Genomic DNA, 20629 nt, shown 5'->3' on the forward strand with positions numbered 1-20629 from the left:
ATCCAAAAGGAATCATTTGTTTCACACGCTTCTTGTTCGACTGGTCCCTCTGTTGCCTGAAATCCATCTGTCAATCCTTTACGAACCATCTGTCCCGAAGCGATACGTCGTTTCCCAGCGGTATGTCTCGCCCGGTCGTACCAAAACATCCGGAAAAGATGCCTCTTTGACGGCATTCGGATGGACCTGTGTCTCAAGACACAGACCGAGTGACGGACGAGAAGCGACACCGCGAATCGTATAGTTTGTTTCGAGTTGTGTCCCGGTGTAGAGGACAACGACCGGCTGATCGGTCGTCACTTCCAGAAAACGGCCGCTTGCCGGGTCTTCCAGTCGAATCGCTTGTCCCGACAAGATGAACGGATGGTCATACCCGTTGCCGGCTGCCGTTGTTTCCGGATGCCCGGACTCCGCACCACTGCGGATCGAACGTCCGGTACGAAAATCAAGCGGTGTTCCGGTCACGTCACGAACCTCTCCGGTCGGCAACAGATCCTCTCCGACGGGCAGGTACGTGTCGCTCGGTACTTGCAAACGGTGATCGAGAATATCCCGACGTAAGTTCCCCGACAGGTTCCAGTACGTGTGGTTCGTCAAGTTCAACGGTGTTGTTTGGTCCGTCGTCGCTTCCATCGTCAACGTCAGCGCCAGACCGTCGAGTTGATAAATCGCATCCAGCGTCACAGTACCGGGATAACCTTCCGTTCCATCCGGACTGACGTGCCGTAAATGAAGCCGCGTTTCCGTCATCTCCATGACTTCAAACAGTGCTTGATCAAATCCGTGAATCCCGCCATGAAGATGGTGCTCTCCGTCATTGGCTGCCAACGGATAAACGGTGCCCTCGACTCCCATCCGCGCTTGGCCGATGCGTCCGGCGACCCGGCCGACAATCGCTCCAAAGTACGGGGAATGGTTTTGATACTCTTGGACGGATTCCAGTCCAAGGACAACACTTTCCATCACGCCGTCCCGGTCGGCCACACGAATGTCATTGATGATGCCGCCGTAGTTCCAAATCTCGACTTCAATCCCGGGTTGCGTCAACGTATGGCGTATGAAATCGATTTCCGGAAGTGATTTTGTGTGCTCACTCATCGTCGATCACCTGCCACTTGGCGGCTGACTGTCTCAAGAAACCGCCCGAGTCCGGCTTGTCCGTGCTCCGTCTGCTTGAAGACACCACAGTCTTCGAGCCCGCGAACGAATTTTGCTGCGACAGCCTGGCGGACATAGTCTGATACGTCTTGTCCGGCATAGGTTGACTTCAGTTGTTCCGCCCAGGCTTGGTGTGACGGAGCGACCTGGCTTGTGCCGGTGATGAACTGTTCGACTTCTTTCAGTTCACTGAGCAGACGGGCCGGCAGAACGGCGAGTCCCATCACTTCAATCAAACCGATGTTCTCACGTTTAATATGGTGAATATCCGCATGCGTATGGAAAATGCCGTCCGGATGTTCCGCCGACGTCCGGTTATTGCGCAAGACCAAATCCAGTTCAAATCGTTCTCCGCGCATCCGGGCAATCGGTGTCACCGTGTTATGGCGGACACCGTCCGTTGCCGCAATAATCTCATGCTCGGTATCTTCGTATGTCAACCAGGTCTGATACACCTCGTCTGCTGCATCGAGCAAGGCCGACGCATCGGAACTGCTCAAGCGCACGACCGTCAGCGGCCAGTGCAACGTTTCGCCGGTGACGTCCGGATGATCCGGTAAAACAAACTCATGCAACGCTTGTGCCCGGTCCATCGCAAATTCATAACGACCGCCTTGATAATGATCGTGGGTCAAAATCGAACCGCCGACAATCGGTAAATCGGCATTCGATCCGGCAAAATAATGCGGGAACTGAGCGACGAAATCCAGGAGTCGCGCAAATGCTTGACGGTCAATCACCATATCACGGTGCGTCTGTGACAAGATGATGCTGTGTTCGTTGTAATAGACGTATGGGGAGTATTGCAAAGCCCACGCTTCGCCTTCGAGGGAAAGCGGAACAATCCGGTGGTTGGCACGGGCCGGATGATTGATGCGACCGGCATAACCGACGTTTTCGACACAGAGCAGACACGTCGGATAGGTCGAATCAACGATTTCCGTCCGTGCCGCCGCAATTTCACGCGGATCTTTTTCCGGTTTTGAGAGATTGATCGTAATATCGATTTCACCATACACCGTATCCGCCTGGTATTGAATATTTTTAGCGATTCGTTTTGTTTGAATGTAGTTGTTCGCCTGACTGAGTTGATAGAAGTAGTCGGTCGCCTGTTGCGGACTTTCCGCATACAACCGTCGGAAGGTCGAAGTGATGGTCGACGGACGATCGACGAACACATCCATCAGTTCCGCTGCCAATCGTTCTTTCTCGTCAAGACGTGCTGCCAATTGTCCGGCAGCAATCTGTTGTTCAATCATCGCATCCAAGATGTCGGGAATCGACGCGGTGTCGACAGTACCCGGATCCGTGTAAGCTGCTTCGCCCAGCAACGCCAATAATCGGTTTCGTGCATACACCGTGTCTTCCGGTTGAATCAACTGCTGACGGATTGCCTGCTCTACTAATTGTTTGATGAGTTCGTTCATCGCCTTCACTCCCCTAAATCCATTCTCTCTTTACCGTACCGGTGTCTTGTAGCCTTGCGGACGTTGTTCATGCCAGCGCCACGCATCTTGAATGATCGTTTCGATGTCTGTCCGGCTAGCATTCCAGCCTAAGACTGTTTTCGCCTTATCCGATCCGGCAATCAACGTACTCGGATCGCCGGCGCGTCTTGCAACGACTTGTTCCGGAATCGCATGTCCCGTCACGCGGCGTGCGGCTTCAATGATCTCCCGGACTGAAAAACCGCGGCTTGAGCCCAGATTAAAGACATCACTCGGCTTTCCTTGTTTTAAGTAGTCCAAGGCGAGCACATGGGCATCAATCAAATCCTCGACGTGAATATAATCGCGGACACATGTCCCGTCCTCCGTCGCATAATCATCCCCATAAATCGAAATGACCGGACGCTGATTGTTTGCGACTTCGAGCACGAGCGGAACAAGGTGTGTTTCCGGTGTATGGTCTTCCCCGATTTCCCCTGTCGATCGGGCTCCGGCGACGTTAAAGTAACGCAACGCAACGTAATTCAGCCCGTAAGCCGTCTCACACCAGCGCATCATCTTCTCCATCATCAACTTCGTTTCGCCGTAGGCGTTCGTCGGATTCGTCACAGCTGTTTCGAGAATCGGCATCTGTTCCTGCTCCCCGTAGGTCGCGGCTGTCGATGAGAAGACAATCTGTTTAACGTCGTGCGCCATCATCGCTTCCAGCAACACTTGTGTACCGTAGACATTGTTGTCGAAATACGCCAGCGGATGTTCCATCGATTCACCGACTAACGAAAAGGCAGCAAAATGGACGACCTGATCAATCACTTCCGTCCCGAAGACCGTATCGAGAAAGGCCCGATCCCGGATGTCCCCTTCATAAAAACGGGCTTCCGGATGAACGGCTTCCCGGTGACCGGATTTTAAATGATCGATGACGACCACTTCCTGTCCGGCATCGATCAATTGATAGACTGCATGCGATCCGATATATCCTGCTCCACCTACTACCAGTACTGCCATTTAGATGACCTCCTGTTCTACTTCGCGTGCTCCATCCCCGACGGTTGCCGTATAAAACGATGCCGGATAACCGATTGCTGCCTCATATTGCCGACCGACTGCCGTCATGAATGTCTCGACTGTCTCGTCTTCGACGATGGCAATCGCACAGCCGCCAAAACCTGCCCCTGTCATCCGGGCACCGAGGACACCCGATTGCGACCAGGCGGCCTCGACCAGCGTATCGAGTTCTTGTCCCGTGACTTCATAATCCACCTGTAACGACCGGTGAGACGCATTCATCAATTGACCAAAAGCTTCGAGCCGTCCTTCCATCAAGGCATCGAGCGCCTGCAACGTCCGCTCATTTTCGGAAATCGCATGACGTGCCCGCCGTTGCAATCGTTCATCTTCGAACGGAACTGCTTCGAATTCAACCGTCGACCACTGTCCAAGCGTTTCATACGGACGGTATTGTTGCAGATAAGTAAGTGCTTCTTCACATTCAGAACGGCGTTCATTGTATTTCGAGTCTGCCAGTTCGCGTCGTTTGTTTGTATTCATGATGATGATCGTGTAACCCGATAAATCGAGCGGGGCATACGTATAATCAAGTGTTTCGCAGTCAAGCAACAGACCGGAGCCCGCTTTTCCCATGCCGATCGCGAATTGATCCATGATGCCGCTGTTGACACCGATGTATTGATTTTCCACCTGCTGACCGTACTTAACGAGTTCGATCCGGTCGACCTTCAATTCATACAACGTATCAAGCAGCACACCGATGACAAGTTCGAGTGAAGCCGAGGAAGACAATCCCGCTCCGTTCGGAATATCTCCTTTGATGAGAATGTCGCATCCCTCGTCGATTTGGTATCCGGCTTCACGCAATACGTGAATCATCCCTTTGGCATAGTTCGCCCAACCGTGGACCGGTTGATGCGTCAAATCATCTCCCGACACTTCGATGATGCCGTTGGCTTCAAAGTTCAAGGAATAAAAACGAAAGACCTGATCGTCCCGTTTCCGGACAATGGCATGAGTCCCAAGCGTCAAGGCGCACGGAAAAACGTGACCCCCGTTGTAATCCGTATGTTCGCCGATCAGATTGATTCGTCCGGGGGCAAAAAATCGGTGGGTCGACGGTTGACCGAATTGTTGTTCAAAAATCTGTTCGAGTGTCTGGTCTGTCATACGATCGGCTCCTTTGACTGTTTTGTTGTCACGCCGCGACGAACCGGTTCGATCTGCAAGCAACCTGCTTCATAATCGTTCGTATACGTCACGGTAATTCCTTGTTGCATCAAGTAGGCACCACTGAGTGTGCGTCCTTCAACCTGATACAGGACGGTTGCCTCAAGTCCTCTTAACCGGAAGCTGTATTGTCCGATTCCATGCTGACGCATCGGCGCAACAGCCAGGATGACCGTTTGTTCACTCGCCGTATACTGCATGATCGAGGCGCCTTGATTATCCGCTTGAATCCGCTGTTGACGTCCGAATTGAACCGTTTCCCGAATCGTCTTGTATGTTGCAATCCATTCTTTTGCTTCTGCTAATTCTTCCGTCGTCCATTCGCTTAAGTTGCCGCCGATGCCAAGCGTGCCCTGCATCGATGAGACAAACCGTGTCGCAAGCGGCAGGTTCCGACCGTTGAGCCAGTTCGGGCCATCCGTCACCCAACAACTCATCATCTTCGCATTGTAGGCAAACGAGAAATCGTGTTGAATCGCCAGTCGATCCAGTGGATCCGTGTTGTCGCTCGTCCAGACTTGTTCCGTCCGCTTGAGAATTCCGAGATCAATCCGTCCGCCGCCTCCGGCACAGGCTTCAAAATCGACTTCCGGATGACGCGTCCGTAAGCCGTCAAAGATCCGGTACAACGCATCGACATGCCGTTTCCACAGTTCCTGTTGCGCTGCCGGTGTCGCACCCGGAACGCCCGGTTCTGAAAAGGCACGGTTCATGTCCCATTTGATGTAATCAATCGCATGGGTTCCGAGCAGTTCATCCATCATCCGGAATACGAATTGTTCCACTTCCGGTAAGCCGAGGTTCAGGACAAACTGATTGCGCGAGGTCGTCCGCCGGGCACCGGGACTATGATAAATCCAGTCAGGATGTATCCGGTATAAATTTGAATCCGGATTGACCATCTCCGGTTCGACCCATAAACCAAACTGCATGTTTTGTTGTTTCACATAATCGATCAACGGCGTTAATCCGTTCGGAAACTTCTCCGGATTGACGACCCAGTCGCCAAGACCGGCCTGATCGGAGTTTCGTTCCCCGAACCAGCCGTCATCGACGACGAACAGTTCACAACCGATTGCAGCTGCTTGATCGACGAGCGCGCGTTGTCCGTGTTCCGTCACGTCAAAATAGGTCGCTTCCCAGGAATTGTAGAGCACCGGCCGGACTTTATTCCGGTCCGATTCCGGCATGATGACGTCCCGTTGGAAATCGTGGGCCCGGGCACTCATCCCAGCAAATCCATCCTGAGCATAACCGATATAAAAGTCTGGTGTGACGAGCTGTTGTCCGGCTTCGAGCGTCCAGCTGAAATCAAACGCATTCATGCCACCCGACAGTTGAACAAAACCAAACGCATCCTGTTCAAAATGCATCGACCAGTTGCCGGAATAGGCGAAATGACCATAAATGACTTCTCCTGCCGATTCAGTGGCACCGTGTTCCAAAGCGAACCACGGATTCGCCTGATGGCTTGTCACGCCGCGTCGGCTGTCAATTGTCTTACGTCCCGGCGTTAGTGGCGTGACTTGTTTTTGGAACTCGCCGGTCCATGTTCCCGCAAAGTGATGCAGGTTCAAGTTCGGACGTTGCAAAATGCCCATTGCAAACGACTGGGCCGTCGTCAACCGGACCGATTGTGTGCCGGTATTTTCAATCACGAGCGACCGTCCGATGATATCGTAAGCTTCATACAGATCGTAGCGAATCCCGACACGAAGTTCCTGTAACGGATCAAACAACCATAACGTCAATCCGGTCTCCGATGTCTCAGCACGTTCAAATGCAAACTGGCTGATCCGTTGTCCGTCCTGCCGCTCTGATTTTAAGGTCGGTTCTGTGTAGACCATCTCACCGAATGGAATGAAATCATAGACGGCGACACCGTCCGGTGATTCAAACGAACTGTGCGCAAGTACCGGATTCGGTAATGCTTCATAGTCGGATGGGTACGGCAGACGGGCGCCAAAATACGTATGCAACACTTTGCCGTGCTGTCCGATCGTCACGACATGCGCGACGTGTTGTCCTTCGAGGACGAACCGCTGATTCGGCAGTTCAAGAATAGCCATGGTCGTTCTCCTCCTTACGTTGTCAGAATCAGCGTCTCGAGTGGGGCGAGCGTCACTGTTCCACTATATGTCTCGTTCGTATTCAACTCGCTGTAGGCAGCATCAAGTACAACCTCACGGCTGGCTTTTGTATCGTGGTTCATCAAGAACAGGAAGTCTCGTGTTTCCCCGTGACGGCGGACGACTTCGACTTGATCCGGTGCTTCAAACGTTTGAACATCGGCATCGAGAAACGCCTGGCGGTAGATCGTATCAATCATCGCATCGTCAATCGATGCGCCGATGTAGGTAATGGTTCCTTTATACACATTGCGTGTTACCGCAGCGACTCCGTCATAAAACGTATCGCGGTAAACGGCGAGCGGTTCCGCTGTCGTCGGTGTGATCAAATCGCACCAAAGACGTGCCGGTGACGCTTGTCCGGCGAATGCCCCGATTCCTTCGACCCGGTTTTCCTGAACCGCTTGAAGGGATTCGTATTCATCAATTTCAATCCCGGCATATGGTGCGAACTTACCCGGTAACGTCAACGGAATGACGTTATTGTGCGGATCCTTGACGCCGGTCCGGTACGTAAAGATGACGTGACCGCCCTGTTCCATGTAATCGATTAACGCTTGGTCAAATGTTGGATTCGTTAAGAAATACAGGGGAACGATGATCAATTTGTATTGATCGAGCCGGTCACCCGGGAAGACGATATCAGTTGCGGCCTGACGCCGGACGGCGCCGCCGTAAAACCGAACGAACTCGGTCCGGAAATCAAATGCGTCACTGTGCGGTTGATGCGTCCAGGCCCAGACGTTTTCCTGGTCAAAATAGACACCGACTTCTGCTCGATAGCTGCTCGCGTTGATCTCGTCACCAAATGTGTTGAGTTCCGTCATGATTTGTTTGACTTCATTGAATTTCCGTTTTGGTTTTCCATCGTGATCGATGATGCCGTGGCAAAACTCTTCCGTCCCGAACAAGGCGGCGCGGAAACGGAAGTAGACGATGGCTTCCGCGCCGCGCGCGACAGCCTGATACGTCCACAGTCGGATGTGTCCCGGACGCGGCAAGTAGCCGATTTTACTCCACCCTTGCGCTCCGCTGAGTTGCTCCATTACCCAAAAGCCTTTACCTTGTTTTGAGGAACGGCAGAGATCGTGATCGCTCGCCATCTTCTCGAAACGGTTCGGTTCCGGCAATCCTCCCCAGACCGGGTAATTGTCGAAAGCGACGTAATCGAGATCTTGCGCCATCTGTTGCTGATTCACCGCCATGTCACTGTAGACGAGGTTGTGTGTGATGAAGGCATCCGGGTGAATGTGTTCCCGGAGCGCATCGACTTGCAACTTGTTGTAATGGTTGTAACCGTCGGCACAGAAACGGTCGAAATCGACGAGTAACGACGGATTGTGCTCTTGATAAACTTTCCGCGGTACCGGGATTTGTTCCCATGCTGTATAGGTCTGGCTCCAGAAAACCGTTCCCCATGTTTCGTTTAACGCGTCAAGCGTCCCGTAACGGTTTTTCAACCAGATTTGAAAAGCTGCCCGGTCGACATCACTGTACGAACGGTCGGACTTTTCATGACCGTATTCGTTATCCGTCTGCCAACCGATGACACGTGGATGTTTTCCGTAACGCTTCGCCATTTCCGTCGTGATGGCAACGGAAAAACGTTGGTACATCTCACTGTGGACCGTATAGTGACGACGAGCGCCAAAGCTGATCGTCACGCCGTTCTCGTCTGCCGGCAAAATCTCCGGATACTTATGACACATCCAGGCCGGTGGTGTCGCCGTCGGTGTCCCGAGCACGATGTCAAAATCGGCCGCACTCAGGCGCTCAATGATATCGTCCCAAAAACGGAAATCGTAGACTCCTTCTTCCGGCTCCATCATCGTCCAGGCAAATTCCGCCAAGCGAACGACGTTGACCCCGAGCTCTTTCATTAAACGAAAATCTTCCTCCCATAACTCGCGTGGAGTTTGTTCCGGGTAATAATCGACTCCTAAATACATCGTGCTCCCCCTGACTGAAAACAAATTATTTTACTGCGCCCGCCGTCATTCCTTTTTGGAAGAAACGTTGGAAGAAGATATAGAACACCATCGTCGGTAAACTGATCAAGACGAGTGAAGCGTAGATTTTTCCAGGGTCACCGCCAAGTGCATCTTTGAAGAAGCTTGGAGCCATCGTGACCGTTTGATACGCTGGGTCTGTCATGAACGTCAAGACCATCAAGTACTCGTTCCACGAGTTGAGGAATGCATAAATCAAAGCTGTCGCAAGGGCTGGTTTCGCAAGCGGCAACATGACTTTGAAGAACACTTCGAGAATCGTCGCACCGTCAATGTATGCGGCTTCCATCAATTCATTTGGTAACTCGTCAAAATATCCTTTGATCAACATCAAACCGAACGGGAGGAAAAAGGCGACTTCCGCCCCGATCAATCCCCAGTGGTTGTTGAGACCGTCAAACGAACGTAACGTGAAGAACAATGGCACGATCATCGAAGCGACCGGTAACATCAGACCGGCGAGCACCATGTTGAACAACAGGCGTTTGCCGGCGAACTCAAGTTTCGAGAACGCGAATGCCGCAAAGGCGAGAATCGAGATCGAGATGATGATCATGAAGAACGCGACGAAGAAACTGTTGAAGACGAACGTCGGGAAGTTCGGGTTTTGCAGCGTCGCGATATAGTTTTCAAAGCCGTTGACACGCAGGCTTTCCTTAAACATGACGAAGATCGGGAACAGCCAGACGATCGAGGCGAGCACTAGGACGAGGTTAATCATCCAGCGGCTTTTTTTAGATTCTACATTCATGGGACGTTCCTCCTTAGTTATCCATTTTCTTTTGTACACGCAGTTGGAAGTACGTGATCAATAGGGCGATTGTCAGCAATACGATGGCGACGGCACTTGAAAAGCCGACTTCTTGTTGCAGCATCGATTTACGGAACAGGTACGTCGAGATGAATTCTGTTGAAGAACCGGGTCCGCCGGCGGTCGTGATCCAGACTAAGTCAAACGTCTTCAATCCACCGATGACGCCGAGAATCGATAACGTGAACGTCGTTCCTTTTAAGTTCGGGAAAACGATGCTCCAAAGTGTCCGGAAGAATCCGGCACCATCGATTTTGGCTGCTTCAAAGATTTCTTTTTCAATCGTCAGCATTGCCATGTAGTACATGACCATCGACGAACCGGTCCACTGGAAGATGTTGATCGCAATGACCGAGTACAGGGCGATATCCGGATCACCGAGCCAGTTCTGTTCCAAACTGCCGAGTCCGATTGCCCGAAGGAATTCATTGATATAACCGAATTGGAAATCATAGATTTGCGAGAACGCGGCACCAAGTACAACCGGACTTAAGACAACCGGGAAGAAGAAAACCGATTTCATCGCTGTCCGAAGCGGTCCTTGTGTGTGCAGGAAGTACGCCAGCACCAGACCGATAAAAGCTTGGATCGTGACCGTTAAGATCGTAAAGATGAATGTATTTTTAAGCGAGAGGTAGAAATCCGGGTCACGGAACATTTCCGCGTAGTTCTCAAAACCAACGAAGGCCTTATCAAACGAAATGCCGTCCCAAGAGAAGAAGGAATTGTAGGCATTATAGAAGATGCCGTAATAGATGAACGCGACGACAAACAGGACGATGGGTCCAACGAACGCCCAACCGACCATATTTTGTTTCATTTTCCCTTTGTTTTTCTTCTTCGGAGCAGTTGCCCGTGGTGCAGGCTTCAGCGGCTCGGCCTTTGGTTTGATCGGCAATTCTTGTTGCTCTGTCTGCATAACGATTTCCCCACTTTCTTGATCTTAAAAATCAGGAAGTGGCACGCAAGGCGCACCACTTCACTGTCTCGTTCTTATTTTTTCGATTGGTCGGCTGCATCCTGAACACGTTGAAGTGCTTCTTTTGGATCTTGACCCGTCGCGATGTTTTGAAGTTCCTTACCGAGGATATCGTTGAGTTTCGTATCACGGATTCCACGGCTTGCTACCGCTTTCGAAAGTGTTTCGTTTAACATCTTGTACGACTCTTTTTCACCTTCTGATGTGAAGGCAGCATCGGAGTCAATTTTGACATCCTTGATTCCCGGCGCCATTTCGAACTCACCCATGTAGACTTCTTGTCCTTCACCTTGACTCATGAAGGCGACGAATTCAGCTGCACCCTCTTGTTGCTTCGATTCTTTGTTGACCGCAAGCGCCATGTCGATGGAGGCGATGATCGGCTGTTCTGTTCCACCGGCCAAGTTTGGAAGTGGTGTGAAGCCGAGTTCATCTTCAATTTTCCATTTTTCTTTTTTCTCTGCTGTCGTCATAGAGTGCGCTTCCCATGAACCGATGACCCACATGGCTGCTTTTTTATCGAAGAACTGGTTCATCCCGTCATTGTATGTCGCAAGACCAAGTGCTCCTTCTTGGAAGACTTTATCTTCGAACAGATCTTGCCAGACTTGCGCTGTCTTGACCATTTCGTCGTCCGTCCATTTCGCCTCACCCGACAAGACTTTTTGGATGTAACCCGGTGCGACCTGGTGGCTTAAGACGTTGTAGACATCGATGTCGATCCAGGCATCTTTTGCGCCAAGCATCAACGGAATGACTTTATCGCCGGACGCTTTGATCTTTTTGACGGCGTCGACCGTTTCTTTGTAGTTTTTCGGTGGTGTCACACCGTATTTATCAAGCATCGTCTTGTTGTACATCAAGTACGCTTGACCGGTAAAGCCGATTGGAACCGCGTATTGTTTGCCGTCGATTGTCGTCTGTTCGATGCCGAGCTCAACGAACTTATCTTTCCAGCCTTTGCCGGCTGCTTTATCCATGTAAGAATCAACCGGTACGACACGGTCTTTGTATTGTTGAATCATTGGTTCTTTTAAGCCGATGATGTCTGGTCCCTTACCTGACAACATCGCGACTTGAAGTTGTTTTTCATAGTCTTCGCTGTAACGTTTGAATTCAACGACGTATTTGTCCTGCGATTTGTTGAACGCGTCAACGACTTCTTTCCCTGCTTCCGGCTGAGGTGCCCAGCCCCACCATGAAATGATTGTTTTTCCATCTTTTGTTGTCGCTTGTTTTTCGTCTTCGCCACCACAAGCAGCGAGAAGTGCCGACAATGTTAAGACTGAAGCGGCTGCGAGAACTTTTGATTTTTTGAATTTCATGTGAGTGATCCCCTTTGTATGTGTGAGTGGTCAAGCATGTTTTTTAAGCTGCTGTCCTTCGTCCCGTGCCTGTTGACACCAATGTTCAATGACATCGGTTCCAATCGGCATCCGTTGGAGTTGAATCAGAACACGTGCGATCAGCCGGAGACGGTACTCTAACGTATCGACTTCGCCGGCGACGAATAAGTAAAACTCACCGCCGAGTGTCAAACAGCCGGCTGTACGCATTTGTTGCATCAACGCCCGTAATTCAATGTATCCGCTCTCATTTTTTCGAATATGAAGTTCCGAAGAACGAATCGTCAGCACCCCTTGTACAGACGACATCCGAAATTGAAAGACTCCATCCTGTCGTGGACGAACAAGAACGCCGTCTTGATTCGCAGTTCGCTCATCTCCCGGTTTCTGTTCCGTCATTTGTTGTGTTAAACGGTCCACATAAAAGCCACGGATTGCTCCGTAACGCCCGAAAGCTTCACGGTAGGAAACCCATAAATCTTCTGTTTCCATCTGCGCGACGCCTCCTTCTTTTGGTTCAGCTTCACCGGTCCCTGCCGGTCTGCATCCACCTCCACTGGTTGATGAAAACTTAGTAAATTAAATTTATTATCTAACTTTAAGAAAACTATAGCACAGATGATTTTATTTTGTAAACGGTTTCATAAAATTTTTATTTTTTGAGTAAACAGCAAAAAAAGCTTGTCCGATTCCGGTCCTCGACCAAAAACGAACAAGACTTTTTCAAATCGTCTGAAAGATACTGTTGGTAGCCAAGGCCGCTGCACTGAGCGCTCCTTGTTTTTCACTCCACGGAACCATTTTGACATCGGTTTCACGTGAAGCCGTCGTCAAGGCCGTATGCGCAACACGTTCCTTAATCTGATTGACGATGGATGGAGCCAATTCAAACATCGGGCCGCCAAGCAGAATCCGCTTCGGATTCAACAAGTGAATCGTGTTCAGGACACCGATGCCGATGTATTCCCCTGCCCGGTGATACGCCGCTTTCGCATAGGGGTCTTCCTCTGTCAGGCGTTTCCGGAGTTCGGTCAACGTCTTGACTTGTGGATCAATCGCTTCGAAATCCCGTAATAACGCTTTTTCACCAGCGAGTGCTTCGAGACATCCCCGATTCCCACACGAACAAATCGGACCGTCTAAATCGAGGCGCATATGACCAACTTCCCCGGTGATATGATTTTCACCGTCAATCAATTTCCCGTCGAGGACATAAGCGCCCCCGATTCCTTCTCCCGCGTACAGGTAGAAAAATTGATCGACTCCGACGCCTTCTCCGAACAACAATTCAAACGAAGCGAGTGCCCGGACGTCGTTTTCAATGAAGACCGGATACGCAAACCGTTCTTCCAAATGTTTTTTTAAGGCGACGTCATGCAGGTGAAAACGTGGTGCAAACAGGATGACGCCGGTTTCCGGATTTACCATCCCGTGAACGGAAATTCCGATCCCGTGAATCGTTCCGACCTGATTCGTCGCCTGAATCAATTCATCACACAAACGAATGACGGCTTCAATCATGTCGTCATTTGTATCAAATTGACCAACTGCTTCCACTTCATGAATCGTATTCCCGCTCAAATCAGCGATGACACCGATAAAACGGTGACTCGTCGCATCAATTCCGATGACATACTGTTCTGTCGCCACCAGTTCCAATAAAATCGGTTTTCGTCCGCCGTTCGAGACGCCTAACTCACGTTCCGTCACCAACTGATCCGCAATCAGTTCTCCGACGATATTCGAAACGGTTGGTTTCGTCAATTTTGTCTGTTGTGCCAATTCCACCCGTGAAATCGGCTGATGCATCCGAATCAAACGTAATACGAGCGCACGGTTGTAGGATCGCATCCATTTCGAATTTCGTGGCATCTCTTTGACCATGTTCTCCCCGCATCCCTTCCATGCTGTCTCTTTTCTTATTCTCGCATATTTTGTAAGGGATTTCATTCTTCGGACGGAGATTCTTGGAAACTGTCAGTTGCCTGTACCAAAATTACTGTCGTGTTTTTTTGATTACGCATTTTTAACTCGAATCACGCTTCATCATACGGCTGTTCAATGACTAAGACACGACTTCCGTCTGCATTTTCGGTCAGTTCCATTTCGATGATGGCTTCTCCAACCAACAGCACAATCGGTAATGCTGGATCGGTGTTCCGGAAAAAACCAACCCGACCCTGATAAACATCCATATAGTCGGCAAATAAAAACGTTCCGTTGACATGCAGTTCATCTTGATTCGGATTAAATTCAAGGCGCGGCACGCCAAACCATGCCTCACCGTTCAAATACAGCAATGGCTTTTTTCCCATCACTTCACTAGATTCCCGACGCATCTCGATTGCTCCTTCGGTGTCATAATACAACCGGTCTGTTCCTCTGGTTGCAATGACGATTGGATTCCCTTGATACAACACAATTTCTAAAATTTCATCCGCCTGTTCCACGTAGTAACCGGATGCGTCAGAGATCGCAAAACTAATCGTGTACAATTGCATCCACGATACGATATCTGCCACCTCAACCGGTTTTAAGAATAAAGCCGAAACGAGCCGGACCTCACTTTTTGTCATCGCTAAATTCACATAAATATCAGCCAGTTGAATCGTTCGGATCTCGTTTGACTGATACACCTCATCATAGTCGGGAACAAACATCGTTTCATAATAATCGTCCATTTCACGTAATTCAAGCGGCGGCATACGACGGTCAAAGTCGGCAATCTGGATGCGTTTCATGGGGAAGTGCCTCCTTTTCGTAAAGTTCATTTTGTCCTTTGTATTGAATTACCCAATATCTGGTTCCGTTGCACTCCCCTAAAACGAAAAAAATCACCCTGGGCTACAGGATGATCCGTCATTTCATAAAAAATTGATACAGCAGATATAAGGCAAAGCCAATCACTACAAGGACCGTGAAAATATTAGCTGTTCCAAAAAACACACGATTGGCCGTTTCATTCCGATCTTCAGGCTGACGATCCATTACGAGAACTCCTTTGCTAAAATCCATTTTTTTCTATCTTATACCTAAGGAATTCTCGAATGTTCTGTTCAGCACCTGCTGTTTTAATTATTTTTTCGCACCATTTGCAAAAAAGACGAGTGTTTCTTCTTCGTCTGTCGTCAAGTCCCGTTCGACCACCTCACGGTATAACCGCCGCATCTCGGATATTTTTCCCGCCGCCTGTTTCGTTACTTCGATTGCCTGACGCAACAGGCGGACTTCTTGCTCAAACGCGTCCTTTGGCATCGCTTCGCCATGCGACCAGACGTAATAGTCAGCGTCGTACTCAGCGATGACATCCAGTAACCGGGTCGTCTGCTCCACCGTATAGTTCCATTTAGCAGAAAAGATGTCGGCGTACATGGCGTCCCCTAAAAACAGAACACGGTCTTGCGGTACATAGATGAGCGCACTGCCCGGCGAATGGTCATTTTCGACCTGGCGCAAGAGGCACTGGACACCACCGAGATCCACTTCGAGTTGTCCGGCAAACCGAATCGTCGGCAAGACCAGCTCAATATCCCGGTTCGCCCCAAATTCGAGTTTGATCGCATCGGCACAAAACGGAATTTCGATCCCCTGTCGGATCCGTTCCGCAAGCGCCTCGTCCGACCAGTCATAGTCCATCATCTTCCGCATCTCGTCGACGGTCCGGTGGGTCGCAATCGCCGGTACAGCCATCTGCTTCATACCGAAAACATGATCCCAGTGCCAATGGGTCAACGCCACCAAGTCCGGTTTTCCAAGCCCTTGTTGTTCCATCTCGTCGACAAACAATGCCGCATGACGACTCGAATTACCAGCATCAATCACGAGGTTTCGTTCGTCACCGGTGATGACAGCGACGATCGGTCGATCCGTCTCACTGACCGGTGTCTGATACCAAATACGATCGGTTAATTGTTTAAACTGTTGCATCTTGATCGCCTCCTGTTTGTAGTATAACGAAAAAATCCATCCGGATGATGTCCGGATGGATCAGTCGAATCGACTTACTTCTTATTTTGCTTTTGACGGAATGGCCACCAGACACCTGGTCCAAACGATACTGTAATCGCCGGAATCAGGAGCGGTAAGACAATCAATCCGTACAAGAGAAGACCCGTGATGACGATTGTCGCAATCTGAACCAGACTGAGGACGCCGGAAGGCATCATCGCACCAAACGTTCCGGCAAGAATGATTGCCGCCGTAATGATGACCGAGCCCATCTTTTTCATCGAGAGGTACATGGCTTCTTTTGTATCCAATCCGTTGATAGTTTCTTCCCGGAACCGATCGAGCAGGAAGATCGAATAATCGATTCCTAAGGCAACGAGCATGACGAAGCCGAAGAATGGAACCGCCCAGCTGATGCCGTCATAACCAAGACCGTTGACGAAAATCAGTTCCGCAATCGAGACCGACGTATAGTACGTCAATAACAAGGAACCGATCATAAACAGCGGCATGATCAACGAACGGAACATGATCGCAAGAATGATGAACAAGCTGACGATCATGATGATGACGGTCCGTGTAAAGTCCGCTTTCGACGTATCGTTTAAATCACTGTTGATGCTTGAAATACCGCCATAGGCCACTTCTGCCTGTTCGAGCGGCGTATCTTTTAATGTGCTGGCTGTCGTTTCTTTGATCGCCGCGACCGTTTCAATCGCTTCCGGTGAATACGGATCATCGTTTAAGATGACTTCGAATTTCAGACCGGTTTGATCATCAATCGTATACCGTTCGATGACCGGTTCAAAGTCTTTGCCCGACAAGGTATCTTTCGGAATGAACATCCCCGTGCCACGAATCGTTTCGGATTCCCCCATCTCCTTGAGGAAATCGGCAGCTTCCGTCAATCCGTCTTCGATCTGACCGAGTCCTTCATTGGCAGAACCTACACCATCGGCAAGTTGCGTCAAACCGCTTCCGAGTTGACCGGCCTGTGCGCCCTGCGTTTCAATGCCGGTTGCCGCTTGCGCGATACCGGTTTGAATTTGTGTCAATTGACCGGATAACGCTGTCAATGTTCCGACGGTTTGTGGAATGTTTTCAGCTGATTGTAAGCCTTGACCGACAAGTGTCAGCTGTTGGTTGATTTGACCAAGACCAGTTGCTGCTTGTTGCAACTGTGCCGCACCGGCTGCTGCTTGATCGCCGGCTGGAATCTGACCGCTGATGGCTTGCAAGTTGTCTTCAACTGTCTGCAGACCCTGCCCGACTTCGCCGAGTCCATCTTTGGCATCGGTCAGACCATCGGCGACTTGCTTCAGTTGTTGATCGACATACAAGTCTTCGATGACGTCACCAGTGGGACGTGAAATCGAACGAACGGCTTTAACTCCGTCCAGTTTGACGAGTTCACGGCTCAATTGTTCTGCATACGGAACAGTTTCTTCCGTCACGATATTCTGATCATCTTTTAAGATGACATTGACCGGCAACGATTCGCCGGCTCCAAAGCCGTCCGAAATCGCATTTAAGCCTTTGACCGTCTCATACTTTTCCCCGATCTCATCGACCGTATTGAAGGACAGATCGTCATCGTACGTAAACAAGGTCGGAATCGTGACGATGGCAACAATCGCCATCGCAAGCAACGGACGACGAATCGATAATCCACCGTACCGAGCCCATAAGCGGCTGTCTTTGTGACTTGCCGCATTTTTCGACGGCCAGAACAATTTCTCTTTTAAGGTCGCCATGAAGAACGGGACAAGTGTAAAGAGCACAAGTAACAAGACGGCGATTCCGACCGCAACGGCGACGGAAGATTTAAAGATTGGGAAATCAGCAAAACCGATGGCCGAGAAACCGACGAGAACAGCGAGTCCACTGATCAGCAGTGTCCGACCTGCCGTTTTATACGTGTTGACGATTGCCGTCTCGACGTCATGACCGGCAGTCAACTCTTCTTTGTAGCGGCTTAAAAGCAGGATACAATAATCCGTCCCGATCCCGAAGAGAATCGCCACGAGGAAGATTTGGGTAAAGTTCGAAACCGGGAACCCAAACCAATCGACGAAAAAGGCGACGAATGATTGGCTCATCAAGTAAGTCACACCAACGGCGAATAACGGAACGAACGGTGTGACGATCGAGCGGAAGACAATCAACAACAGACCAAAAATCAGTCCGACAGTGATCAATTCCGTTCGTTTTAACCCTTCCTGTGAACTCGTGTTGACGTCCGCATTGATGAGCGACTCACCCGTCAGGTAAATCGTCCGATCGTCCGGTAACAGATCGCTCCGGATGTCTTCAGCGAGTGCAGTGATTTCTTCTTGTGAACCGTCGACCGTAATCGGTACGAGGACGGTTTTTTTATCTTCTGAAATCAACTGGCCTTCTGTTTCTTTGCTTTCGAACGGGTTCAAGACACCCGTCACCGGCTCATCCAGTTGTTCGAGATCTTTCACGATTTGACCAATTTCCGTCCGGTCTTCTTTCGTGACCGCTTCTTTTAACGGAATGACCAGTGAAATGGTTTCCTCACTTGCACCGGCTGCCTTTAAGATTTCAGCCGCCCGCTGTGAATCATTATCGCTTGCGAGCTGAATAGCCCCTGCGTCTTCTGCTTGTTTCGATAAATTTGGTGCCGCTAAAAATAATCCGACTGTCGCAAGCAACAAGACGATTACGATCGGCCAACGCCATTTGACGATTTGTCGCATTCCCGTTCCACCTCTTCTGTCTCTATTTTTTCTGAATCAATCTTCAATCTTCAAAATCGCTTTGACTTTCCGGAACGTTTCGATGAATTGTTTGATTTCCTCATCATCCACTTTTCCGTCAATCAATTGTTCCAGGTAACTGTAAATCGCTTGATTCGAAGCTTCCACGATGTCGCGTCCTGCTTCGGTCAAGACGATGCGTTTCGTCCGATGATCGTCTTCCGCACGTTCGACCTCGACCAACCCGTGTTCATTCAATTTTTTTAAGCGGTTTGAGATTGCACTTTTATGCACACCTTGCATGACTGCAATCCGACCGGACGCGACCGGACCATATTTATCCACCAACTTCAACAAGTGGAGTTGTTCCGGCGAATAGAGCCGCCAGACCGGTGAATCAACGGATTTCAGCACACGTTCGGTTCCGTGAATCATCACCTCTTCAAACAAAAGAACGGCTTCCCGCAGATTGTCTTTCATTTTTAGTTTACCCCCTAAACTTATACAAGTAGTTTAGCCCCTAAACCAGATAGCGTCAACTCCAAACTGTCACAAAATATCCTGACGGACAATTCCAATCTTCGTTATGATGAAAGAGCATACATCATACCTAAAGGGGGGGACTGACACATGACCGCATTATTTTGGATTGCATTAGTGATTTGTGTACTTGGACTTATTTTTACAGTGATGGTCGGACAAAGTCGGAACGAAGAAACGTACAGTAACAGCCAAACAGCGAAAAATATGTCCTGGATGTACTTGGTATTGTTGCCCGTCATTTTGATTATTTTAGGCGTGTTCTATTATTTATTGACGTAAGTCGAAGGACCGAACAAAAAAAGCTGCCTCGATTGACCATCGAAGCAGCTTTTTGGCACTTATTTGAGTGTTTTCGGGCGAACGATATAGATGTCACATTTGGCGTAACGGGAGATGTTTTCAGACACACTGCCGATCATGATCCGCTCCATCGCATTCATCCCGACGGCACCACAAACGATCAGTCCCGCTCCGACACGCGGGGCGATGACTTTCGGAATCAATGTCTTCGGTGAACCGTTCTCGATGACAAGTTCGACTTCACCAACCCCTGCTTCTGTCGCCCGTTTTTCATACTTGTCGAGGAGCTGTTGTGCATACTCGGTCACGTTTTGATCGATGAATCGTTGGTTGGCACGAACGTTGGCAAAGGTTTGGATATCAATGACATGTGCGATGACGAGCTTTGCTTGATCAAGTTTTGCGAATTGGACGGCTTTTTCGAAAGCCAAGTCTGCCGTCTTTGATCCATCGACTGCGACTAAAATTGTATGATAGTGACTCTCCATCGTTGTTCACCCTTTCCACTCAGGCACGTTTACAACATACGGTCGTTTTCATTCTCAAGTGCCCGGTTCTCATGATCAAGCTTCCGCTCCGCCTCAATGCCTTCCGGTTCACTCTCTAAAATACTCTTCGGTTCAGGTGCCGGACGTTTCGCCCCCTCTTCGTCCGCAAGCAAAACATAGGCGCCACTTTTAACGCTCGCCACATGCTTGTCGACTTCTCCGTCCGCTAAGCCAAGCGAGTCAAAGGCGGCTCGCGTTTCCTCGTCCGTTACCGGTTTTCCGGTAAATCGTTCGAACAGTGTCCGTTTGCCGGCAACGAGTTGGGCGGCAGATTGCCCCCGTAACATTGCCATATCGGTTTTATCCTGCAGGACAACATATAAATCCTCTTCTAAATAGCCTGCAAAATGTAAGTCTTCAATCTGGCGAATTAAATCCGTCTCATTTTCGTACGTACCGATCAACTGCTTTTTCCCCATTGGTCATTTCCCCCTTTTATACTTCTA

Annotated in this window: 19 protein-coding genes; 1 reads left to right on the forward strand and 18 read right to left on the reverse strand. The window is 49.9% G+C overall.

What is annotated here, in order from left to right:
* Positions 1–78: 78 nt before the first annotated feature.
* From D3D03_RS13835 to D3D03_RS13905, 16 genes are all read right to left on the reverse strand, one after another.
* Entirely contained in the window at positions 79–1098 is a 1020-nt protein-coding gene (locus tag D3D03_RS13835) for an aldose epimerase family protein (RefSeq protein WP_119923888.1), read from the reverse strand.
* A complete protein-coding gene (locus tag D3D03_RS13840; RefSeq protein ID WP_119923889.1) occupies positions 1095–2585 on the reverse strand; it encodes a UDP-glucose--hexose-1-phosphate uridylyltransferase in 1491 nt (496 codons plus the stop codon). Before D3D03_RS13840 ends, D3D03_RS13835 begins: the two co-directional genes overlap by 4 nt.
* A gap of 30 nt (positions 2586–2615) precedes the next feature.
* Positions 2616–3614 (reverse strand): UDP-glucose 4-epimerase GalE, encoded by a 999-nt coding sequence (galE, locus tag D3D03_RS13845; RefSeq protein ID WP_119923890.1) that lies wholly within the window; start codon positions 3612–3614, stop codon positions 2616–2618.
* Positions 3615–4787: a galactokinase gene (locus D3D03_RS13850; RefSeq protein WP_119923891.1), complete on the reverse strand. Its 1173-nt coding sequence runs from the start codon at positions 4785–4787 to the stop codon at positions 3615–3617.
* Positions 4784–6916 carry an alpha-galactosidase gene (locus tag D3D03_RS13855; RefSeq protein ID WP_119923892.1) on the reverse strand — a complete coding sequence of 711 codons (2133 nt, stop codon included), beginning with the start codon at positions 6914–6916 and terminating at the stop codon, positions 4784–4786. Before D3D03_RS13855 ends, D3D03_RS13850 begins: the two co-directional genes overlap by 4 nt.
* Positions 6917–6930: 14 nt before the next feature.
* Positions 6931–8925 (reverse strand): beta-galactosidase, encoded by a 1995-nt coding sequence (locus tag D3D03_RS13860; protein ID WP_119923893.1) that lies wholly within the window; start codon positions 8923–8925, stop codon positions 6931–6933.
* Positions 8926–8950: 25 nt separating this feature from the next.
* The gene (locus D3D03_RS13865; protein WP_026834043.1) at positions 8951–9736 is read right to left on the reverse strand and encodes a carbohydrate ABC transporter permease; all 786 of its coding nucleotides are present in this window, start codon (positions 9734–9736) and stop codon (positions 8951–8953) included.
* Positions 9737–9749: 13 nt separating this feature from the next.
* Complete coding sequence (locus tag D3D03_RS13870; protein ID WP_028107046.1) at positions 9750–10715, reverse strand: carbohydrate ABC transporter permease; 966 nt, start codon at positions 10713–10715, stop codon at positions 9750–9752.
* Positions 10716–10789: 74 nt separating this feature from the next.
* Positions 10790–12100 carry an ABC transporter substrate-binding protein gene (locus D3D03_RS13875; protein WP_026834045.1) on the reverse strand — a complete coding sequence of 437 codons (1311 nt, stop codon included), beginning with the start codon at positions 12098–12100 and terminating at the stop codon, positions 10790–10792.
* Positions 12101–12130: 30 nt separating this feature from the next.
* On the reverse strand, positions 12131–12613 hold the full coding sequence (locus D3D03_RS13880) for a hypothetical protein (protein WP_119923894.1): 483 nt from the start codon (positions 12611–12613) through the stop codon (positions 12131–12133).
* Positions 12614–12844: 231 nt separating this feature from the next.
* Positions 12845–14005 (reverse strand): ROK family transcriptional regulator, encoded by a 1161-nt coding sequence (locus tag D3D03_RS13885; RefSeq protein WP_026834047.1) that lies wholly within the window; start codon positions 14003–14005, stop codon positions 12845–12847.
* A 152-nt stretch (positions 14006–14157) separates the two neighbouring features.
* On the reverse strand, positions 14158–14862 hold the full coding sequence (locus D3D03_RS13890) for a hypothetical protein (RefSeq protein WP_119923895.1): 705 nt from the start codon (positions 14860–14862) through the stop codon (positions 14158–14160).
* A 118-nt stretch (positions 14863–14980) separates the two neighbouring features.
* Complete coding sequence (locus tag D3D03_RS16970) at positions 14981–15109, reverse strand: hypothetical protein (protein WP_255415535.1); 129 nt, start codon at positions 15107–15109, stop codon at positions 14981–14983.
* Positions 15110–15196: 87 nt separating this feature from the next.
* Positions 15197–16048, reverse strand: a complete 852-nt coding sequence (locus D3D03_RS13895; protein WP_119923896.1) for an MBL fold metallo-hydrolase — start codon at positions 16046–16048, stop codon at positions 15197–15199.
* Between the two features lie 74 nt (positions 16049–16122).
* The gene (locus D3D03_RS13900; protein WP_028107049.1) at positions 16123–18792 is read right to left on the reverse strand and encodes an MMPL family transporter; all 2670 of its coding nucleotides are present in this window, start codon (positions 18790–18792) and stop codon (positions 16123–16125) included.
* A gap of 36 nt (positions 18793–18828) precedes the next feature.
* The gene (locus D3D03_RS13905) at positions 18829–19272 is read right to left on the reverse strand and encodes a MarR family winged helix-turn-helix transcriptional regulator (protein ID WP_026834051.1); all 444 of its coding nucleotides are present in this window, start codon (positions 19270–19272) and stop codon (positions 18829–18831) included.
* Positions 19273–19422: 150 nt separating this feature from the next.
* Between D3D03_RS13905 and D3D03_RS13910 the strand changes: the two genes are divergently transcribed.
* Positions 19423–19614: a hypothetical protein gene (locus D3D03_RS13910; RefSeq protein ID WP_026834052.1), complete on the forward strand. Its 192-nt coding sequence runs from the start codon at positions 19423–19425 to the stop codon at positions 19612–19614.
* A gap of 59 nt (positions 19615–19673) precedes the next feature.
* Here D3D03_RS13910 and D3D03_RS13915 read toward each other — a convergent pair whose 3' ends face one another.
* Both D3D03_RS13915 and D3D03_RS13920 read right to left on the reverse strand, forming a co-directional pair.
* Positions 19674–20123 (reverse strand): universal stress protein, encoded by a 450-nt coding sequence (locus D3D03_RS13915; RefSeq protein ID WP_026834053.1) that lies wholly within the window; start codon positions 20121–20123, stop codon positions 19674–19676.
* A gap of 29 nt (positions 20124–20152) precedes the next feature.
* A complete protein-coding gene (locus D3D03_RS13920) occupies positions 20153–20602 on the reverse strand; it encodes a general stress protein (RefSeq protein WP_119923897.1) in 450 nt (149 codons plus the stop codon).
* Between the last annotated feature and the right edge of the window lie 27 nt (positions 20603–20629).

It is taken from the genome of Exiguobacterium sp. RIT452, assembly GCF_003598705.1.
Lineage (GTDB): Bacteria > Bacillota > Bacilli > Exiguobacteriales > Exiguobacteriaceae > Exiguobacterium_A > Exiguobacterium_A undae.

Coding starts and splice junctions, on each gene's coding strand:
- D3D03_RS13920 (WP_119923897.1), bottom strand. CDS start 20,602: ATGGGGAAAAAGCAGTTGATCGGTACGTACGAAAATGAGACGGATTTA.
- D3D03_RS13840 (WP_119923889.1), bottom strand. CDS start 2,585: ATGAACGAACTCATCAAACAATTAGTAGAGCAGGCAATCCGTCAGCAG.
- D3D03_RS13915 (WP_026834053.1), bottom strand. CDS start 20,123: ATGGAGAGTCACTATCATACAATTTTAGTCGCAGTCGATGGATCAAAG.
- D3D03_RS13895 (WP_119923896.1), bottom strand. CDS start 16,048: ATGCAACAGTTTAAACAATTAACCGATCGTATTTGGTATCAGACACCG.
- galE (WP_119923890.1), bottom strand. CDS start 3,614: ATGGCAGTACTGGTAGTAGGTGGAGCAGGATATATCGGATCGCATGCA.
- D3D03_RS13910 (WP_026834052.1), top strand. CDS start 19,423: ATGACCGCATTATTTTGGATTGCATTAGTGATTTGTGTACTTGGACTT.
- D3D03_RS13905 (WP_026834051.1), bottom strand. CDS start 19,272: ATGAAAGACAATCTGCGGGAAGCCGTTCTTTTGTTTGAAGAGGTGATG.
- D3D03_RS13875 (WP_026834045.1), bottom strand. CDS start 12,100: ATGAAATTCAAAAAATCAAAAGTTCTCGCAGCCGCTTCAGTCTTAACA.
- D3D03_RS13870 (WP_028107046.1), bottom strand. CDS start 10,715: ATGCAGACAGAGCAACAAGAATTGCCGATCAAACCAAAGGCCGAGCCG.
- D3D03_RS13850 (WP_119923891.1), bottom strand. CDS start 4,787: ATGACAGACCAGACACTCGAACAGATTTTTGAACAACAATTCGGTCAA.
- D3D03_RS13900 (WP_028107049.1), bottom strand. CDS start 18,792: ATGCGACAAATCGTCAAATGGCGTTGGCCGATCGTAATCGTCTTGTTG.
- D3D03_RS16970 (WP_255415535.1), bottom strand. CDS start 15,109: ATGGATCGTCAGCCTGAAGATCGGAATGAAACGGCCAATCGTGTGTTT.
- D3D03_RS13885 (WP_026834047.1), bottom strand. CDS start 14,005: ATGGTCAAAGAGATGCCACGAAATTCGAAATGGATGCGATCCTACAAC.
- D3D03_RS13880 (WP_119923894.1), bottom strand. CDS start 12,613: ATGGAAACAGAAGATTTATGGGTTTCCTACCGTGAAGCTTTCGGGCGT.
- D3D03_RS13890 (WP_119923895.1), bottom strand. CDS start 14,862: ATGAAACGCATCCAGATTGCCGACTTTGACCGTCGTATGCCGCCGCTT.
- D3D03_RS13855 (WP_119923892.1), bottom strand. CDS start 6,916: ATGGCTATTCTTGAACTGCCGAATCAGCGGTTCGTCCTCGAAGGACAA.
- D3D03_RS13860 (WP_119923893.1), bottom strand. CDS start 8,925: ATGTATTTAGGAGTCGATTATTACCCGGAACAAACTCCACGCGAGTTA.
- D3D03_RS13865 (WP_026834043.1), bottom strand. CDS start 9,736: ATGAATGTAGAATCTAAAAAAAGCCGCTGGATGATTAACCTCGTCCTA.
- D3D03_RS13835 (WP_119923888.1), bottom strand. CDS start 1,098: ATGAGTGAGCACACAAAATCACTTCCGGAAATCGATTTCATACGCCAT.